The sequence below is a fragment of the Cupriavidus sp. GW822-FHT02D05 genome (assembly GCF_058802485.1).
In genome coordinates this window covers 82,749-99,211 of record NZ_JBXAOE010000033.1, presented here as the reverse complement: position 1 = coordinate 99,211, position 16,463 = coordinate 82,749, and the positions used below count along the sequence as shown (strand labels likewise).

At 67.3% G+C, this 16,463-nt stretch carries 15 protein-coding genes; 10 read left to right on the top strand and 5 right to left on the bottom strand.

All coding sequences use genetic code 11. From position 1 onward, the window contains the following. Positions 1-32: 32 nt before the first annotated feature. From trpS to AC1RQK_RS33050, 5 genes are all read right to left on the bottom strand, one after another. Positions 33-1,055, bottom strand: coding sequence for a tryptophan--tRNA ligase (gene trpS, locus AC1RQK_RS33070; protein WP_416047618.1), 1,023 nt, complete (start codon positions 1,053-1,055; stop codon positions 33-35). 155 nt (positions 1,056-1,210) lie between these two features. After that, on the bottom strand, positions 1,211-2,032 hold the full coding sequence (gene rsmA, locus AC1RQK_RS33065) for a 16S rRNA (adenine(1518)-N(6)/adenine(1519)-N(6))-dimethyltransferase RsmA (protein ID WP_492813590.1): 822 nt from the start codon (positions 2,030-2,032) through the stop codon (positions 1,211-1,213). Positions 2,033-2,052: 20 nt separating this feature from the next. After that, positions 2,053-3,102, bottom strand: a complete 1,050-nt coding sequence (gene pdxA, locus AC1RQK_RS33060) for a 4-hydroxythreonine-4-phosphate dehydrogenase PdxA (RefSeq protein ID WP_492376418.1) — start codon at positions 3,100-3,102, stop codon at positions 2,053-2,055. Positions 3,103-3,120: 18 nt separating this feature from the next. Continuing rightward, positions 3,121-4,617, bottom strand: coding sequence for a peptidylprolyl isomerase (locus AC1RQK_RS33055; protein ID WP_492376419.1), 1,497 nt, complete (start codon positions 4,615-4,617; stop codon positions 3,121-3,123). A gap of 9 nt (positions 4,618-4,626) precedes the next feature. Further along, a complete protein-coding gene (locus AC1RQK_RS33050) occupies positions 4,627-7,035 on the bottom strand; it encodes an LPS-assembly protein LptD (RefSeq protein ID WP_492813588.1) in 2,409 nt (802 codons plus the stop codon). 156 nt (positions 7,036-7,191) lie between these two features. Between AC1RQK_RS33050 and AC1RQK_RS33045 the strand changes: the two genes are divergently transcribed. The 10 genes from AC1RQK_RS33045 to purH all read left to right on the top strand — a co-directional run bounded on the left by AC1RQK_RS33045 (position 7,192) and on the right by purH (position 16,453). Beyond that, a complete protein-coding gene (locus AC1RQK_RS33045) occupies positions 7,192-8,226 on the top strand; it encodes an aminoglycoside phosphotransferase family protein (protein ID WP_492813586.1) in 1,035 nt (344 codons plus the stop codon). A 31-nt stretch (positions 8,227-8,257) separates the two neighbouring features. After that, on the top strand, positions 8,258-9,010 hold the full coding sequence (locus tag AC1RQK_RS33040; protein ID WP_492376415.1) for an AzlC family ABC transporter permease: 753 nt from the start codon (positions 8,258-8,260) through the stop codon (positions 9,008-9,010). After that, complete coding sequence (locus AC1RQK_RS33035; protein ID WP_492813583.1) at positions 9,007-9,345, top strand: AzlD domain-containing protein; 339 nt, start codon at positions 9,007-9,009, stop codon at positions 9,343-9,345. Before AC1RQK_RS33040 ends, AC1RQK_RS33035 begins: the two co-directional genes overlap by 4 nt. A 17-nt stretch (positions 9,346-9,362) precedes the next feature. Continuing rightward, positions 9,363-10,103 (top strand): N-acetylmuramate alpha-1-phosphate uridylyltransferase MurU, encoded by a 741-nt coding sequence (gene murU / locus AC1RQK_RS33030; RefSeq protein WP_492813581.1) that lies wholly within the window; start codon positions 9,363-9,365, stop codon positions 10,101-10,103. 78 nt (positions 10,104-10,181) lie between these two features. Then, positions 10,182-11,564, top strand: a complete 1,383-nt coding sequence (locus AC1RQK_RS33025; protein ID WP_492376413.1) for an aminopeptidase P N-terminal domain-containing protein — start codon at positions 10,182-10,184, stop codon at positions 11,562-11,564. Beyond that, entirely contained in the window at positions 11,561-12,070 is a 510-nt protein-coding gene (locus AC1RQK_RS33020; protein ID WP_492376412.1) for a hypothetical protein, read from the top strand. The genes AC1RQK_RS33025 and AC1RQK_RS33020 overlap by 4 nt, the downstream gene beginning before the upstream one ends. After that, the gene (locus AC1RQK_RS33015) at positions 12,051-13,298 is read left to right on the top strand and encodes a UbiH/UbiF/VisC/COQ6 family ubiquinone biosynthesis hydroxylase (protein WP_492813579.1); all 1,248 of its coding nucleotides are present in this window, start codon (positions 12,051-12,053) and stop codon (positions 13,296-13,298) included. Before AC1RQK_RS33020 ends, AC1RQK_RS33015 begins: the two co-directional genes overlap by 20 nt. A gap of 238 nt (positions 13,299-13,536) precedes the next feature. Continuing rightward, the gene (gene dusB / locus AC1RQK_RS33010) at positions 13,537-14,631 is read left to right on the top strand and encodes a tRNA dihydrouridine synthase DusB (RefSeq protein ID WP_492376410.1); all 1,095 of its coding nucleotides are present in this window, start codon (positions 13,537-13,539) and stop codon (positions 14,629-14,631) included. Then, entirely contained in the window at positions 14,628-14,861 is a 234-nt protein-coding gene (locus tag AC1RQK_RS33005) for a Fis family transcriptional regulator (protein ID WP_006156396.1), read from the top strand. Before dusB ends, AC1RQK_RS33005 begins: the two co-directional genes overlap by 4 nt. Before the next feature lie 17 nt (positions 14,862-14,878). Further along, positions 14,879-16,453: a bifunctional phosphoribosylaminoimidazolecarboxamide formyltransferase/IMP cyclohydrolase gene (gene purH / locus AC1RQK_RS33000; RefSeq protein ID WP_183034453.1), complete on the top strand. Its 1,575-nt coding sequence runs from the start codon at positions 14,879-14,881 to the stop codon at positions 16,451-16,453. The last annotated feature ends 10 nt before the right edge of the window (positions 16,454-16,463 follow it).

Sequence of the window (16,463 nt, the reverse complement as noted above, 5' to 3'; positions counted from 1 at the left end):
GCCATTAACCTACAACCCCCAACAATTCAACCTCAAAACCTAAAAGTCCCCAACGCCTCGCGCACTTCATCCAACGTAGCCTGCGTCACCAACCGTGCCTGCTCCGTCCCCTGCTTCAAAATGTCAAACACAGAGGCCGGATCCTTGGCCAGCTCCTCGCGCCGCTCACGAATCGGCGCCAGCAGCCCTTGCAGCACACCATCGAGCCTGCGCTTGAGGACCATGTCACCCAAGCCGCCGCGCCGATAGTGCTCCTTCAACTCGGCCACTTCATCGACCGCCTCGTCGAACGCGTCGAGGTAGGTGAACACTACATTGCCCTCCACCTGGCCCGGATCGGACACCTTGAGGTGGTTGGCGTCGGTGTACATGCGCATGACCGCTTCCTTGACCTGCTCGGGCGAGGCCGCCAGCGAGATGGCGTTGCCTTGCGACTTGCTCATCTTGGCCTTGCCGTCGACGCCGGGCAGCCGGCCAAAGCGCGGGATCAGCGCGGCGGCTTCCGGCAGCACTTCGCGGCCAACCTGGTGGTTGATTCGGCGCGCGATCTCGTTGGTCTGCTCGATCAGGGGGGCCTGGTCCTCGCCGACCGGCACCACGGTGGCCTTGAAGCCGGTGATGTCGGCAGCTTGCGAAGCCGGGTAGCACAGGAAGCCCGCCGGGATATCGCGGCCGAAGCCGCGCGCCTGGATCTCTTCCTTGATGGTCGGGTTGCGTTCGAGCCGGGCGACCGTGACGAAGTTCAGGTACATCAGGGTCAGCTCGGCCAGCGCGGGCAGGTGCGACTGCACCGTGATGGTGGTCTTGGCCGGGTCGATGCCGACCGCGAGGTAGTCGAGCGCCACTTCCAGCACGTTGCGCCTCACCTTGTCCGGATCGTGCGCGTTGTCGGTCATGGCCTGGGTGTCGGCCAGCAGCAGATATTGCTTGTGGGTATCCTGCAGCGCCACGCGGCTCTTGAGCGAGCCAACGTAGTGGCCCAGGTGAAGCTGGCCGGTGGGACGGTCGCCGGTGAGAATGACCTTGCGCTGGGGCGCCTGCGTTTCGCTAGTCATGGCATTTCCTTGGGTAAGAGAAGCGCCGCGGTGCCGGTCAGCGCAGGCAGAGTGCTGCCAACCGGGCTGCGGCGGCTGGAGTCGGGATCAGGGGATGACGACGTGCCGCTGCGTTCAGCAGCGCCGCCAATGGGAACGAGAGCCGGTCGCGCGCATCATGTAGCCGGGGTTTCAAGCTGGCGCGCCAGGCCGACGTACTCGGCCACGGGGACTTCCTCGGCGCGCCGCGCCAGGTCGAAGCCAAGGGCTTCAAAATCGACCTGGTCGCGCAGCATCGACAGTGTATTGCGCAGGACCTTGCGCCGCTGCGAGAACGCCGCGGCCACCACGTCGCCCAGCACCGTCAGGTTGCACGCGGGATACGGCGAGCGCAACTGGCCATCGGGCTGGCGCGGCCAGGGGATCATGCGCACCACGGCGGAGTCAACCTTGGGCGGCGGGTTGAACGAGGCCGGCGGCACGTCGAGCACATGCTCCATGTGATAGCGCACCTGCAGCATGATCGACAGCCGCCCGAAGGCTTTGCTGCCTGGCTCGGCCACCATGCGCTCGACCACTTCCTTTTGCAGCATGAAGTGCTGGTCGCGCACCTGGTCGGCAAACTCGGCCAGGTGGAACAGCAGCGGGCTGGAGATGTTGTAGGGCAGGTTGCCGACGATGCGCAGCGGCTTGCCGGCTTCGCACAGCTTGCCGAAATCGAAGACCAGCGCGTCGCCGGCGTGGATCACCAGCCGTTCGCCGTAGCGGCGGCGCAGGCGCTCCACCAGGTCGCGGTCAAGCTCGACCACCTGCATCTGCGGCAAGCGCTCCAGCAGCGGCTGGGTCAGCGCGCCGAGGCCGGGGCCGATTTCGACCAGGGTATCGCCGTGCTGCGGGTCGATGGCACTGACGATGCCGTGGATGATGCCGTCATCGACCAGGAAGTTCTGTCCGAATCGTTTGCGGGCCACATGGCCCTGGTGTACGTTGGAACGCATAGTTAGGTCTCGCTCGGGCGTCAGCGTGTTGCCACCAGCGGCGCGGCGCGCGGCCGGCCGTTGGCGTGGCCGGCCATGACGATGGCGTTGCGGATCGCCTCGATCATGCTGCCGTGCTCGGCCTGGCCACTTGCGGCCAGGTCGAGCGCAGTGCCATGGTCGACCGAGGTGCGGATAAAAGGCAGCCCCAGCGTGATGTTCACGCCGTGGCCAAATGTGCCGTACTTGAGCGGGGCCAGGCCCTGGTCGTGGTACATCGCCAGCACGCAGTCAGCCCCATCTAGATGGCGGGGCTGGAACAGCGTGTCGGCCGGGTACGGGCCGCGGGCATCGATGCCCGCGTCCACGGCATGGGCCAGCGCGGGAATGATCACATCGATCTCCTCGCGGCCCATATGGCCGCTTTCGCCGGCATGCGGGTTCAGGCCGGTCACCAGGATACGCGGCCGGGCGATGCCGAAATGCCGGCGCAGGTCGTGGTCGACGATGGCCAGCGTTTCTTCCAGCATGGACACGGTCAGCGCGTCGGGCACCGCGCGCAATGGCAGGTGGGTGGTGGCCAGCGCCACGCGCAGCATGGCGTTGCCATGCGCGGGCTGCGGGCCGGCCAGCATCATCACGACGCGCGGCACGCCGGCGCGCTCGGCCAGGTATTCGGTGTGCCCGGTGAAGGGCACGCCGGCATCGTTGATGGTGCTCTTCTGCACGGGCGCGGTCACCATGCCGGCAAAACGCCGCGTGCCACTGGTCCCGCCCATGCAGCCATCGATGGCTGCATCGAGCAAGGCGAGCACATAGCCGCCGTTGCGCGCATCCAGCCGGCCAGCATCGCAAGGCACGGCCAGAGGGATGTCGTCGCACACCACGCTGCCATCCGCAAGCCGGTGCGCCCAGGCTTGCGCGACACCCAGCGCGGCGGCGCGCGCCGCCAGCAGGCCCGCGTCGCCAAGCACGTGAAAACGCACCTGCGGATGCTCGCCGGCAAGTTGCAGCAAGGCGCCGACGGTAATGTCGGGGCCAATGCCGGCGGGTTCCCCGGTGGTGATGGCTAGCGCGAGCGGCTCGGACATGGTGGCGATGCGTTCTGGTTAGCGCTGGCGGTTGACGCGGTATTCCACGTAGGCGGCCTGGCGCAACTGGCGCTGCCAGTCTTCATACGCCGCGCGCACCTTCTGCTCGCGAATCTCCGCGCGGGCGAAGTCGCGCTGCTTCTCCGGCGTGATCTCGGTCTCGCGGCGATTGAGCACCTGGATCAGATGCACGCCGAACTGCGTGACGATGGGCTCGGACACCTCGCCCGGGCGCAGGCGGCTCATGGCCTGCTCGAACTCCGGCACCAGCTCGCCCGGCGATACCCAGCCGAGATCGCCGCCGTTCTGCGCCGACCCATCCTGGGAGAAGCGCTTGGCCGCGTCGGCAAAGTCGCCGCCGTGGGTGATCCGGTCGCGCAGCGTGGCCAGCTGGCGGCGTGCCTCGGCCTCCGGCATGTTGGGGCCGGTGCGGATCAGGATATGGCGCACCTGGGTCTGCGTGATGCGATCGCTGGCCGCCGGGTTCGACGCTGCCGGCGGCGCGGTGCGCTTGGCCACCAGCTTGAGCACATGGAAACCGTTGGCGCTCTCGATGACCTGGGGCGCCACGCCACCAGGCTGCAGGTCAAGCACGGCATTGGCAAACAGCGCCGGCAGCCGGCCGATTTCACGGAAGCCGAGCGAGCCTCCCTGAGCGGCCTCAGGGCCGTCGGAGCCCTGCGCCAGCTGGGCGAAATCCGCACCGCCCTGAGCCTGCTTGAGCAACCCTTCGGCCTTGGCGCGCAAGGCTGCCTTCTGCGCCTCGGAGGCATCTTCCGGCACGCGCACCAGGATCTGGGCCACGTTGTATTCGGTGGGGCCGGTGGCGGTGGCGGCCGCGCCCGGTGCGCCATTCGCCGCGAGATAGTTGTCGATCTCGCCGTCGTAGACCTGGATCTTGGAATCCACCTCGCGCTCGCGCAGGCGGATCACCTGGACCTGCTTGCGCAGCTCGTCACGGTACTTGGTCCAGGTCATGCCGCTGCGCTCGACCTGGCTGCGCAGGTCGGTCGCATTGATGTGGTTTTGCTGCGCGACCGACTCAATGGCGCGATCGACTTCCTGGTCGGTCACCTTGATGCCGGCATCCTGCGCCGCTTGCGTCTGGACCCGCTCCATCACCAGCCGCTCGAGCACTTCGCCCAGCAGGTCGGCGCGCGCCGGCACCGGGCGGTTGGCCTGGCGCAGCTGCGATTCGATCTCGTCGGCGCGGTCCAGCAATTCGCGCCGCGTGATCACGCTGTTGTTGACGATCGCCACCACCTCGTCCACCAGTTGCGAGCGCTGCGCGCTCGTGCCCGGCTGCGTCACGCCCAGGCGCGGCTGGCTGGGCGAGGCGGCAGCGCTGTCGCCGGCCTGGGGCATGAAGATGCCGGTGGCCTTCTGCCCGGGCGCCTTCAGCTGTGCCGAAGCCGGCAGTGCGAAGGCGGCCAGCAGTGCGGTCAGCAGCAGGCTTTGCCAGCCGGTCAGGCGGGAAGACATCGAGGAGAGCGCGTTGAATTCTTGACGTTTCATCATGGTCCGTCATTCATAGTGGTCGAGCTGGGATGGGATAACAGGCTTGGCGAGGACGGGCTCATAACCCGGCACGTTCAGCCGCAGCACATCCAGCGGATTGGAACCGATCTTGGACAACCCGCGGAACTCCACCTGGAAGAAGATGCGTCCGGTGTAGCCCTGCGTGGTATTGCGGAAGCGCTGGTAGACCACACGGCCAACCCAGCAATCCGCTGCGTATTCGAAGCCGGCCAGCGCGTCCACCAGTTGGCTTGCGCTCAGGTCGAACGCGACCCGGCCGATGCCGTAGGTGCGCTGTGTCAGCGGCCACTGGCTCGAAACCTCGAACTGGTCGATGGCGGTATTGTCCGTCACCGAAGTGGGGCGCCGGTAGCGATAGCCGATATTCAGCGTCTTGCGCTGCTCCGGCCGCCACGAGAAGGCGATGTTCGAGTAGATCACCCGATCGCTGTCCGGGTTGTACTGCATCCCGGCGTCGAGGTAGTAGCCCTTGAACATCTGGATGGTCGTTGCCGCCAGCAAGTCGGAATAGCCGGCCTTGCCGACCGGGTCTGTACCGCTGATCTGCACGCGCTGGCCGGTCAGGTCGAAACGCTGGGCAATCGTGCCACGGAAGCGCTCAATCCCGCTGCTTGCCTCGATCAGGCGCGTGGTCACGCCCGCCGTCACCTTATTGTTGTCAGCGATGCGGTCGTAGCCGGTAAACGGGTTCTCACTGAAGATCTGGCCGTAGCCAAAGTCGGACTGTACCGTATCGAACAGCGGAAACTGGCTCTGGTCGCGGAATGGCGTGTAGACGTAGAACAGGCGTGGCTCAAGCGTCTGCACGTAGTTGACGCCAAACAGCCGGCTCACGGTCGGCGCATCACGCTCGAAGGTCATGCCCGAGTCCAGGCTGAGCGTCGGCAGCGTGCGGTTCAGTGTGGTCGGTGTGCCGGTGGCGACCGAGCCAGGTTCCATCTGGTACTGGGTGGCGTTGAACGACACCTTGGGCGTGATGAACCAGCCTGGGCGCACAATCGGATAGCTGACCGAAGACTGGACGAAGAGCCGGTCACCTTCCGGTTGCTGCGTGCCATCCGTGGTCAGCGGGATACGGAAGCGAGTGAAATCGGTCTCGACTTGCACGTCGAAACCGCCCAGATCGTACCGCGTATACTTGCCATTAATCTGCGGCACGCGCTCGTAAGAGGGCTGGCTTGGCGTCAGGGTCTGGAACTTCTGCACGCGTGCGAGAAGGGAAAAATCCTGCCAGGCGTAGGAAACGCCCGCTTCCTGCGTGTATTGCCTCTGGGTCGCCTGCGTCACCGATCGCGTGAGGTCGTCCGGGTACTGGTTGTCCGATACCTTATTTACATTAACGTAAGCGGTAAGGCCACGGGCGAGCAACTGGGTATGCTGGACCGAATAAGCCCAGCGATTGGTCTTGGTCTTTTGATCGTCCGGAAGGAACTCGCCGCGCAGGCGGCCGCTATAGCCATCGCCGACGTAGCGAAAGTCGCTGCCTAGTTGCGGCCCGCGCGAACTCAGATAGCGCGGAAAGATCGTCAGGTCGCGGTTGGGCGCGATATTGAAGTAATACGGGACCGTGAGGTCCATGCCCGAGCGCGAGCTATAGCCGAACAGCGGCGGCAGCACGCCGCTGCGGCGCTCGCTGTTCAAGGGGAAGCTGAACACCGGCGCGGCCATGATCGGCACGTCGAAAAAGCGCAGCACGCCGCCATAGGCAGTGCCGACCTGGCGGTCGCTGTCGATATCGAGCTCGCGCGCGCTGAAATACCAGTCCGCGTTGTCGGGCGAACAGGTCGTGTAGGTGGCGCGCTTGATCGTGCTGAGATTTTTGTCGATGAAATCGATGCGCTCGGCCTTGCCGGAGCCACCGGTCTGCTGGAAATAGTAGTCCGGAGACAGCATGTAGCCTTCGTTGGCCTCGACCCGCAGCCGGGCTTCCGGCCCGACCGAGAGCGAGCCGTCGCGGGCGACGCGGGCATTGCCATGGACAAAAGCCTCGTCGCTGTCCTGGTCGTAGGTGAGCTTGTCGCCCTTGACCACGCCGCCATCGCGGCGCAGCTCGGCGTTGCCCTCGAGCTCCACGCCACGCTGGTTATAGCCGGTCATGCGATCGCCCGAGACAAAGGTGGGCGGGTTGTCGTCCGGCTCGGCCGTCTTGGTCTTGGCCGTGCCCGGCTCGGCCAGACGCGGCACCAGTTCGCCGGCTACCGGCGGGGCCTCGGGTGCCGCTTCGACGGTCGGCTCGGCCACCGGCAGGTCGGGAATGGCGGAGCTCACGGCCTGCGCGTGCGCACCCACCGACCAGCCGGCCATGGCCAACACGAGCGGGCGCAACGCGCTGCCGGGGAGTCGTGCCGGTGTCTTGCTAGCCTTCTGGTTCGGTGATCGTCGTTGTTCGGTCATGCGAGCGGGTCATGAGTCAGAGCGGCGGCGGCGGCCCAGCAACCGCCAGCCACCGCCGAAGCAGGCTGTCGGGCTGTAGGAGGCCCGCCTGGGAGCCGCCCCGGGGCCCGGGTCTGGTCGGGTATTATACGGGGCATCCTATTCTCCCTTTCCGGCATGGCAGCACATCCTCTCGACCCGCGTCTCGACCAGCTCAAAGTCTGGGTGTCCGGACTCGGTCCGGCCTGGTCCATTAACCCCGACTCCTGTACCCCCGCATCGGCTGACGCCAGCTTCCGGCGGTACTTCCGGGCCAGCACCAGCCACCCCGACCATCCGAGCGTGATCGTGATGGATGCGCCTCCCGCGCAGGAGGACTGCCGCCCCTTCATCCATGTCGCGGAACTGTTCGGCGCTGCCGGCGTGAGCGTGCCCAAGGTACTGGCGCAGAACCTCGAGCAAGGCTTCCTGCTGCTCAGCGACCTGGGCAACACCACGTATCTGTCGCGGCTGGACGCGGCCAGCGCGCGCGGCCTTTATGGCGATGCCGCCGCCGCGCTTGTGAAGATCCAGCTCGCGACCCGCCCCGGCACCTTGCCCGCCTACGACCGCGTGCTGCTGCAGCGCGAAGTCGACCTGTTCCCGCAGTGGTACGTGGCCCGGCACCTGGGCGTGACACTGACGCCCGACCAGGAATCCGGGCTGGCCGAAGTGATGCAGACGCTGCTGGCCAACAACCTGGCACAGCCGCAGGTGTATGTGCATCGCGACTATCACTCACGCAACCTGATGGTGCTTGAGGGCGAGGCCAATCCCGGCATCCTGGATTTCCAGGACGCGGTGATCGGCCCCATTACCTATGATGCGGTGTCGCTGTGGCGCGATGCCTATATTGAATGGGACGAGCAGGAGCAACTCGACTGGCTGATCCGCTACTGGGAGCGCGCGCGCAAGGCCGGGCTGCCGGTGGCGCCCGATTTTGGTGACTTCTACCGGGATTTCGAGTGGATGGGCCTGCAGCGCCACCTCAAGGTACTCGGCATCTTTGCCCGCCTGTACCATCGCGACGGCAAGGATGGCTACCTGGCCAACCTGCCGCTGGTGCTCAAGTACGCGCGCCAGGTGGCGGGCCGCTACATCGAGCTGCGCAGGCTGGTACGGCTGTTCGACGCCCTCGACGGCGTCGAACGCCCGGTCGGCTACACGTTCTGATGCCGGCGCAAGCCATGACGGACGCACAGCCATGACATCCGGCGGCGATCCCACGGCCACGCTCACCCGCGGCGGCGAGTGGTGGGCTGGCGTGCGGGCGCTGGCGCCGATGCTGCTTGGCGTGGCGCCGTTCGGCCTGATCTACGGCGTGCTGGCGGTCAACGCCGGCATGCCCGCGTGGCTGGCCTGCGCCATGAGCGCAATCGTGTTCGGCGGCGCCTCGCAGATGATCCTGACGCAACTGTGGGCGGCGGGCACGCCGGCGGTGCTGATCGCCGTGACGGTCGCCATGGTCAACCTGCGCCATGCGCTGTACTCGGCCACCATGGCCCCGGCGCTGGCGCACCTACCGGGCCGCTGGAAGGCACTCATCTCCTACTTGCTGACCGACGAGGCCTTCGCCGCCATGACGCGGCGCCTCAGTGACGACGACGAACACAAGCGCTACCGCCACTGGTTCTTCTTTGGCGCCGGCTTCGCGCTGTGGGCCAGCTGGCAGGTCTCGACGCTGGCGGGTGTGCTGGTGGGCGCCCAGGTCCCGCGCGACTGGCCGCTTGATTTCTTCCTGCCGCTCACCTTCATCGCCATCATCGTGCCCGGCATCAAGCACCGCTCGCACGCCGCGGCGGCGCTGGCGGCCACGGCGCTGGCGGTGGCCTGCTACGGCATGCCGCACAAGCTTGGCCTGATGGTCGCGGCGCTGGGCGGGATTGCCGCGGGCATGCTGCTGCTTGGCAAGGACCGCAGGCAGCGCAAGCCGGCCGCGACGGAGCCCGCCGCATGAGCCAGCTCACCCTGCTGCTGGTGTTTATCGGCGCCGGCCTCGCCACCTTCCTGATCCGCCTGTCCTTCATTGCCGTGGAAGGCCGGGTGCGGCTGCCGTCGTGGTTCCGCACCGCGCTGCAATTCGTGCCGGCCGCCATGCTGTCGGCGTTGATCGCGCCCGACCTGCTGATGCGTGATGGCCAAGTCGACATCGGCCCCGGCAATGCGCGCCTGGTAGCAGGGCTGGTGGCCATTGTCATCGCCGCCAGGACGCGCAGCATTGGCTGGACCATCGCTGGCGGCATGGGCGCCCTGATCGCGCTGACATACCTGCTGAACCACGCGCTGAAATAAGCGCCGGAGACCCTGCATTGAAAGCCATGATTTTTGCAGCCGGGCGCGGCGAACGCATGCGCCCGCTGACCGATGCCCATCCCAAGCCGCTGCTGCAGGTGGGCGGCAAGCCGCTGATCGTCTGGAAGATCGAGGCGCTGGCGCGCGCCGGCTTCAAGGACATCGTGATCAACCACGCCTGGCTCGGCGAGCAGATCGAGCAGGCGCTCGGTGATGGCAACCGCTTCGGCGTTCGCCTGGCGTACTCAGCCGAGCCCAGCGCGCTGGAAACCGCCGGCGGGATCGCCCAGGCGCTGCCGCTGTTGTCGGCCGCACCCGAGCGCGGCGAGATCTTCCTGGCGGTATCCGGCGACATCTTTACCGATTACAACTTCCGCGCCCTGCTGCCCCGCGCGCGCGCCATGGCCGGTGCCCCCGAGCCGCGCATGCACCTCGTGATGGTGCCCAATCCGCCGTTCCATCCGGGCGGCGATTTTGTGCTCGGTGCCGACGGCCTGTTGTCGCTCACGCCCACGGCGACAGCGCCGAGCCTGACCTTCGGCAATATCGGCCTGTACGACACCCGGCTGTTCACCGCCATCGAGCCCGGCCAGAAAGTTGCCATGACGCCCTACTATCGCGCCGCCGTGGCGGCCGGGCTGGCCAGCGGCGAGCGCTTCGACGGCGCCTGGGAGAACGTCGGCACGCCGGCCCAGCTGGCGGCCCTCGATGCCACGGTGCTAGCGCGGGCCGGCGCCGCTTGCGCACCCCTGCCCTGAGGTCCGGCCAGTCCAGGCCCGCGCCGGCAATCCGACGGCGTTAGAATCGTCCTATTCCCCATCCACGTGGCCCAACACATGTCCGCACCCGACTCCGCCCTCCTTCTCGCCTGTCGCGACCGGCGCGCCCGCGTGCTGCAGCAATTGCGCGCCGCCGGCGGCGGCGTGGCGATCCTGCCCACCGCGCCGGAAGCCATGCGCAACCGCGATAGCGACTATCCCTATCGCCATGACAGCTATTTCTATTACCTGACCGGCTTCACCGAGCCGGAGGCCGTGCTGGTCCTGGTGGCGCAGGCGGGCGGCGCCGAGCGCAGCATCCTGTTCTGCCGCCCCAAGCACGAGGAGCGCGAGATCTGGGATGGCTTCCGCTATGGCCCGGAAGGCGCGCAGGCGGCCTTCGGCTTCGACGAAGCACATTCGGTCGAGGAAATCGACGCCCTGCTGCCCTCGCTGCTGGCCGACCACGCTGTGGTGGCCTACCCGCTGGCCGCCAACACCCGCACCGATATGCAGGTGCGGCGCTGGCTCGAAACGGTGCGCATGCAGGGCCGTGCCGGCGTGACCGCGCCATCGACGGCGATCGACATCCGCACCATCCTCGACGAGATGCGCTTGTTCAAGGATGCCGGCGAGATCGCCACCATGCGCCGCGCCGCCGAGATCTCGGCCCAGGCCCATGTGCGCGCCATGCGTGCTTCGCGCGAGGGCCTGCGCGAATACCACCTGGAAGCCGAGCTGCTCTACGAATTCCGCCGCCACGGTGCGCAGAGCGTCGCCTACAACTCGATCGTCGCCACCGGCCCCAATGCCTGCGTGCTGCACTACCGCGCCGGCCCCGCCGAGCTGCGCGACGGCGACCTGTGCCTGATCGACGCCGGCTGCGAGCTCGATGGCTACGCGTCCGACATCACCCGCACCTTCCCCGTCTCCGGCCGCTTTTCGCCGGCCCAGCGCGAGCTGTACGACCTGGTGGTGGCGGCGCAGGAAGCGGCCATCGCCGAGACCCGCCCCGGCGTGCCCTACAACGTGCCGCACGACGCCGCCACGCGAGTGCTGGCGCAGGGCATGCTTGATACCGGCCTGCTCGACGCGAACCGTTGCGGCGGCCTGGACGAGGTACTCGCCAGCGGCAGCTACCGCCAGTTCTACATGCACCGCACCGGCCACTGGCTGGGCATGGACGTGCATGACGTGGGCGAGTACCGCGTGCCCGGCGCCGCGCCGGCCGAGGGCGAACGCGCCTGGCGTCCCCTCGCGCCCGGCATGGTGCTGACGGTGGAGCCCGGCATCTACGTGCGCCCGGCACCGGAAGTGCCGGAGCGCTTCTGGCATATCGGCATCCGCATCGAGGACGATGCGGTTGTCACCGGGGGCGGCTGCGAGCTGATGACGCGCGGCGTGCCGGTCAAGGCGGACGAAATCGAGGCGCTGATGCGCGACGCGGGAGGTACACGATGATCAGTTGGCTACGCAAGATACTTCCGAGCGGCGAGCGCCCACAGACCAGCCGCGCACGCGCCGTTGATCCCGCGCAACCGTTCGTGGTCAACCTCTATGATGACCGCCTGGTCGTGCATCGCCCCGATGGCCAGCGCGAAGAACTCGAATGGGACGTGATCGAACGCGTGGTGGTGCGGGTCTCGAACCGCGAGCCATGGGCCGGGAAGGCCTGGCTGATCCTGGTGGGAGACCCCAAGGCCGACGGCACGCCCCGGGGCTGCGTGGTACCGCTCGACGCGGCCAACCATGCGGCGCTGGTGGAACGCCTGCAGGCATTTCCCGGCTTCAACCAGCAGAAGCTGGACAACGCCCTGAGCGACGCGGCGGCGGGCAAGCACCGCACCGACGCCAACTGCTGGAAGCGCGGCGTACAGCCGGCGGAGTCCGGCGCCATGGGCAATGCGAGCAACGACAGCAACCTCGTCGCCCAGCCAGGCAGCGCGCATGAGCCCGGCAAGCACTGAAGCCTGCGCGGACACGGATATCGCCATCGTCGGCGCAGGGCCGGTAGGCCTCGCGCTGGCCTGCCTGTTGCTGCGCAAGAGCCCGTGGCGCCTGACCTTGATCGACGCCGCCACGCCGGCGCGCGCGTCCCGCGATCCGCGCGCCATCGCGCTGTCGTACGGCAGCCGCCAGCTGCTTGAGCAGATCGGCGCGTGGCCCCGCGCTGTCACCCCGATCGAGCATATCCATGTGTCGCAACGCGGGCGGTTCGGCCACGTCAAGCTCCACAGCCACGACTACGACGTACCTGCGCTGGGCTATGTGGTGCGCTACGGCGAATTGTGCGAGGCACTCGAGCGTGCGCTGGCCCAGGCCGTCCAGGCCAGCCCCGCCCCCGCTGGCGAACGCCTGCGACGGGTCTACGAGACGCGCATCGATCAGCTGGAGCAATCTGGTCCCGATACGGCTGCAGCCAGCCTGGTGCGCCTCTGCGGCCATGGGCATGACCAGCAGCCCGCCGCCTTCGGCGCGCGCCTGGTGGTGCAGGCCGAAGGCGGCCTGTTCCACCAGCAGTCCACCCGCGCGGAGCGTGGCGTGCAGGGGCAGAAATACCGGCGCGACTATGGGCAGACCGCCATCGTGGCCCACGTGGCCTGCTCGCGCCCGCAGCCCGGCTGGGCCTGGGAGCGCTTTACGGAGGAAGGCCCGCTGGCACTGCTGCCGCATGAAGAGCACGGCACACCCGGCTACGCCCTGGTCTGGTGCTGCCCGCCGGAACAAGCGGCGCGCCGGCTCGCGCTGCCCGAAGGGGAGTTCCTGGCTGAACTGGAACAAGCCTTCGGCCCGCGCATGGGCCGCTTCACCGGCATTGGCAAGCGCCATGCCTTCCCGCTTGGGCTGAACGCGGCGCCCGTCACCGTGCAGGGCCGCGTGGTAGCGGTCGGCAATGCGGCGCAGACGCTACATCCGGTAGCCGGCCAGGGTCTCAACCTCGGCCTGCGCGACGCCTTTGCCCTGGCGCTCGCGCTGCGCGCCGACTGCAGCCCGCAGGCCTTGCAGGCGTTTGCGGCGCAACAAAAGCTGGATCGGGCAGTCACCATCGGCGTGACCGACCTGCTGCCGCGCGTGTTTGGCGTTTCCTACCCGCTCGCTGCCCACGCGCGTGGGGCGTCCCTGGCGGCGCTCGCTTGCCTGGGACCGCTCAAGGACACGCTGGCGCACCAGATGATGTACGGCATGCGCCGCTAAAGGCTGCCAAGGGCCGCCGGCGGCCCTGTTGTCAACATTGTTTGCAATCCGGCCCGGTGCAATATTTGCTCAAATCTTGAGCAACCCGGGGCGTTTGGCGGTAAAATCCTGCCCTCACACATGCCCACTGAATGACGCCGAGCACTGTTTCGGCAGGGCATGCCATTTTCATTTTTGTCTAGTTGCGGGCCGCCTTGCGGCCCCTCGTCAGTCGCTACAGTCGCTACCAGTCTCTATCGTGCAAATCGGACCGCACCAACTCCGCAACAACCTGTTCGTCGCGCCCATGGCCGGTGTGACGGACCGGCCATTCCGCCAGCTGTGCAAACGGCTGGGGGCGGGCTATGCGGTGTCCGAAATGGTCGCCTCCAACGCACAGTTGTGGAAGAGCGAAAAGACCATGCGGCGCGCCAACCACACGGGCGAAGTCGAGCCCATCGCGGTGCAGATCGCCGGCGCCGAGCCGGCCATGATGGCGCAGGCCGCGCGCCACAACGTGGAGCGCGGCGCGCAGATCATCGACATCAACATGGGCTGCCCGGCCAAGAAGGTGTGCAATGTGGCCGCCGGCTCGGCGCTGCTGCAAAACGAGCCGCTGGTGGTGCGCATCGTCCAGGCGGTGGTCGCCGCCGTGGCCGAGGTCGATCCGCGCGTGCCCGTCACGCTCAAGATCCGTACCGGCTGGGACCGCCAGAACCGCAATGCGCTTCGCATCGCGCGCATGGTGGAAGACGCCGGCATCAGCATGCTCACCGTGCACGGGCGCACGCGCGCCGACCTGTACAAGGGCGAAGCCGAGTACGAGACCATTGCCGCGGTCAAGGCAGCGCTCTCCATCCCCGTGGTCGCCAATGGCGACGTCACCACGCCGCAAAAAGCCAAGCATGTGCTGGCCGTGACCGGCGCCGACGCCATCATGATCGGCCGCGCGGCGCAGGGCCGGCCCTGGCTGTTCCGCGAGATCGAGCACTACCTGGCCACCGGTGAGCTGCTGCCGTCACCGGAAGTGGCCGAGATCCGCGCCATCATGAACGCGCACCTGGAAGACCACTACGACTTCTACGGCGAGTTCACCGGCGTGCGCACCGCGCGCAAGCACATTGCCTGGTACACGCGCGGCCTGGCCGGCGCCAACCTGTTCCGCCACCGCATGAACACGCTGGACAGCACCACGGCCCAGCTCGCCGCGGTCAACGAATTCTTCGATGAGCAGGCGCTGCTGTCCGAGCGCCTGGTCTATGTGGAAGACGGCGCGGACGGCACGGATGACGCCGACGACGAGAAATGCAACAAGTCGAACAACAACAATAACGGGGAGTTGCTTGCCGCATGAGCCGCAACGCTATCGACCAGTGCATCCGGGACAGCCTGGGTGCCTACTTTCGCGACCTGGACGGTGAAGAGCCGTCGAATATGTACAACATGGTGCTCGAAGCCGTGGAACGGCCGCTGCTGGAAGCAGTGATGGCGCGCGCCGAGCGCAACCAGTCGCTCGCGGCCGCCTACCTGGGCATCAATCGCAATACGCTGCGCAAGAAGTTGCAGCAGCACGGTTTACTTTGAAGCGTCTCCCCATAGCCATGATCAAGCAAGCCCTCCTCTCCGTATCCGACAAGACCGGCATCGTCGAATTTGCCCGCGAGCTCAACTCGCTCGGCGTCGCGCTGCTCTCCACCGGCGGCACCGCCAAGCTGCTGGCCGATGCCGGCCTGCCCGTCACCGAGGTGGCCGACTACACCGGTTTCCCCGAAATGCTCGACGGCCGCGTCAAGACCCTGCACCCGAAGGTGCACGGCGGCATCCTGGCCCGCCGCGACCTGCCCGAGCACATGGCGGCTCTCGCCGAGCACAACATCCCCACCATCGACCTGCTGGTCGTGAACCTGTACCCGTTCCAGCAAACCGTGGCCAAGGATGACTGCTCCCTGCCGGACGCCATCGAGAACATCGACATCGGCGGCCCCACCATGCTGCGCTCGGCCGCCAAGAACCACCGCGACGTCACCGTCATCGTGGACCCGGCCGACTACGCGCCGGTGCTGGAAGAAATGCGCGCCAACGCCAACAGCGTCGGCTACGACACCAACTTCCGCCTGGCCACCAAGGTGTTCGCCCACACCGCGCAGTACGACGGCGCCATCACCAACTACCTGACCAGCCTCGGCGCGGACAAGGCGCACCAGACCCGCAGCGCCTACCCGCAGACGCTGAACCTGGCCTTCGAGAAGGTGCAGGAAATGCGCTATGGCGAGAACCCGCACCAGTCAGCCGCCTTCTACCGCGACCTGAAAGCCTCCGACGGCGCGCTGGCCAACTACACGCAGTTGCAAGGCAAGGAACTGTCGTACAACAACATCGCCGACGCCGATGCGGCATGGGAATGCGTCAAGACCTTCGGCGCTGCCACCGGCGCGGCCTGCGTGATCATCAAGCACGCCAACCCGTGCGGCGTGGCAATCGGCGCCAATGCGCTGGAAGCCTACGAAAAAGCCCTCAAGACCGACTCGACCTCGGCCTTCGGCGGCATCATCGCCTTCAACGTCGAGCTGGACGAAGCCGCCGCCCAAGCCGTGGCCAAGCAGTTCGTCGAAGTGCTGATCGCCCCGTCGTTCAGCGCCGGCGCGCGCGCCGTGTTTGCTGCCAAGCAGAACGTGCGCCTGCTGGAAATCCCGCTGGGCAACGGCCTCAACCCGTATGACTTCAAGCGCGTCGGCGGCGGCCTGCTGGTGCAAGGCCCCGACGCCAGGAACGTGCAGCGGGACGAACTGCGCGTGGTGACCAAGCGCCAGCCCACGCCCAAGGAAATGGACGACCTGATGTTCGCCTGGCGCGTGGCCAAGTTCGTCAAGTCGAACGCCATCGTGTTCTGTGGCGGCGGCATGACGCTAGGCGTCGGCGCCGGCCAGATGAGCCGCGTGGACTCGGCCCGCATCGCCAGCATCAAGGCGCAGAACGCCGGCCTCACGCTGGCGGGCTCGGCCGTGGCATCGGACGCCTTCTTCCCGTTCCGCGACGGCCTGGACGTAGTGGTGGACGCAGGTGCCACCTGCGTCATCCAGCCGGGCGGCTCGATGCGCGACGACGAAGTGATCGCCGCGGCCGACGAGCGCAATATCGCAATGGTGTTGACCGGCGTGCGCCACTTCCGCCATTGAGGTCCGGGCC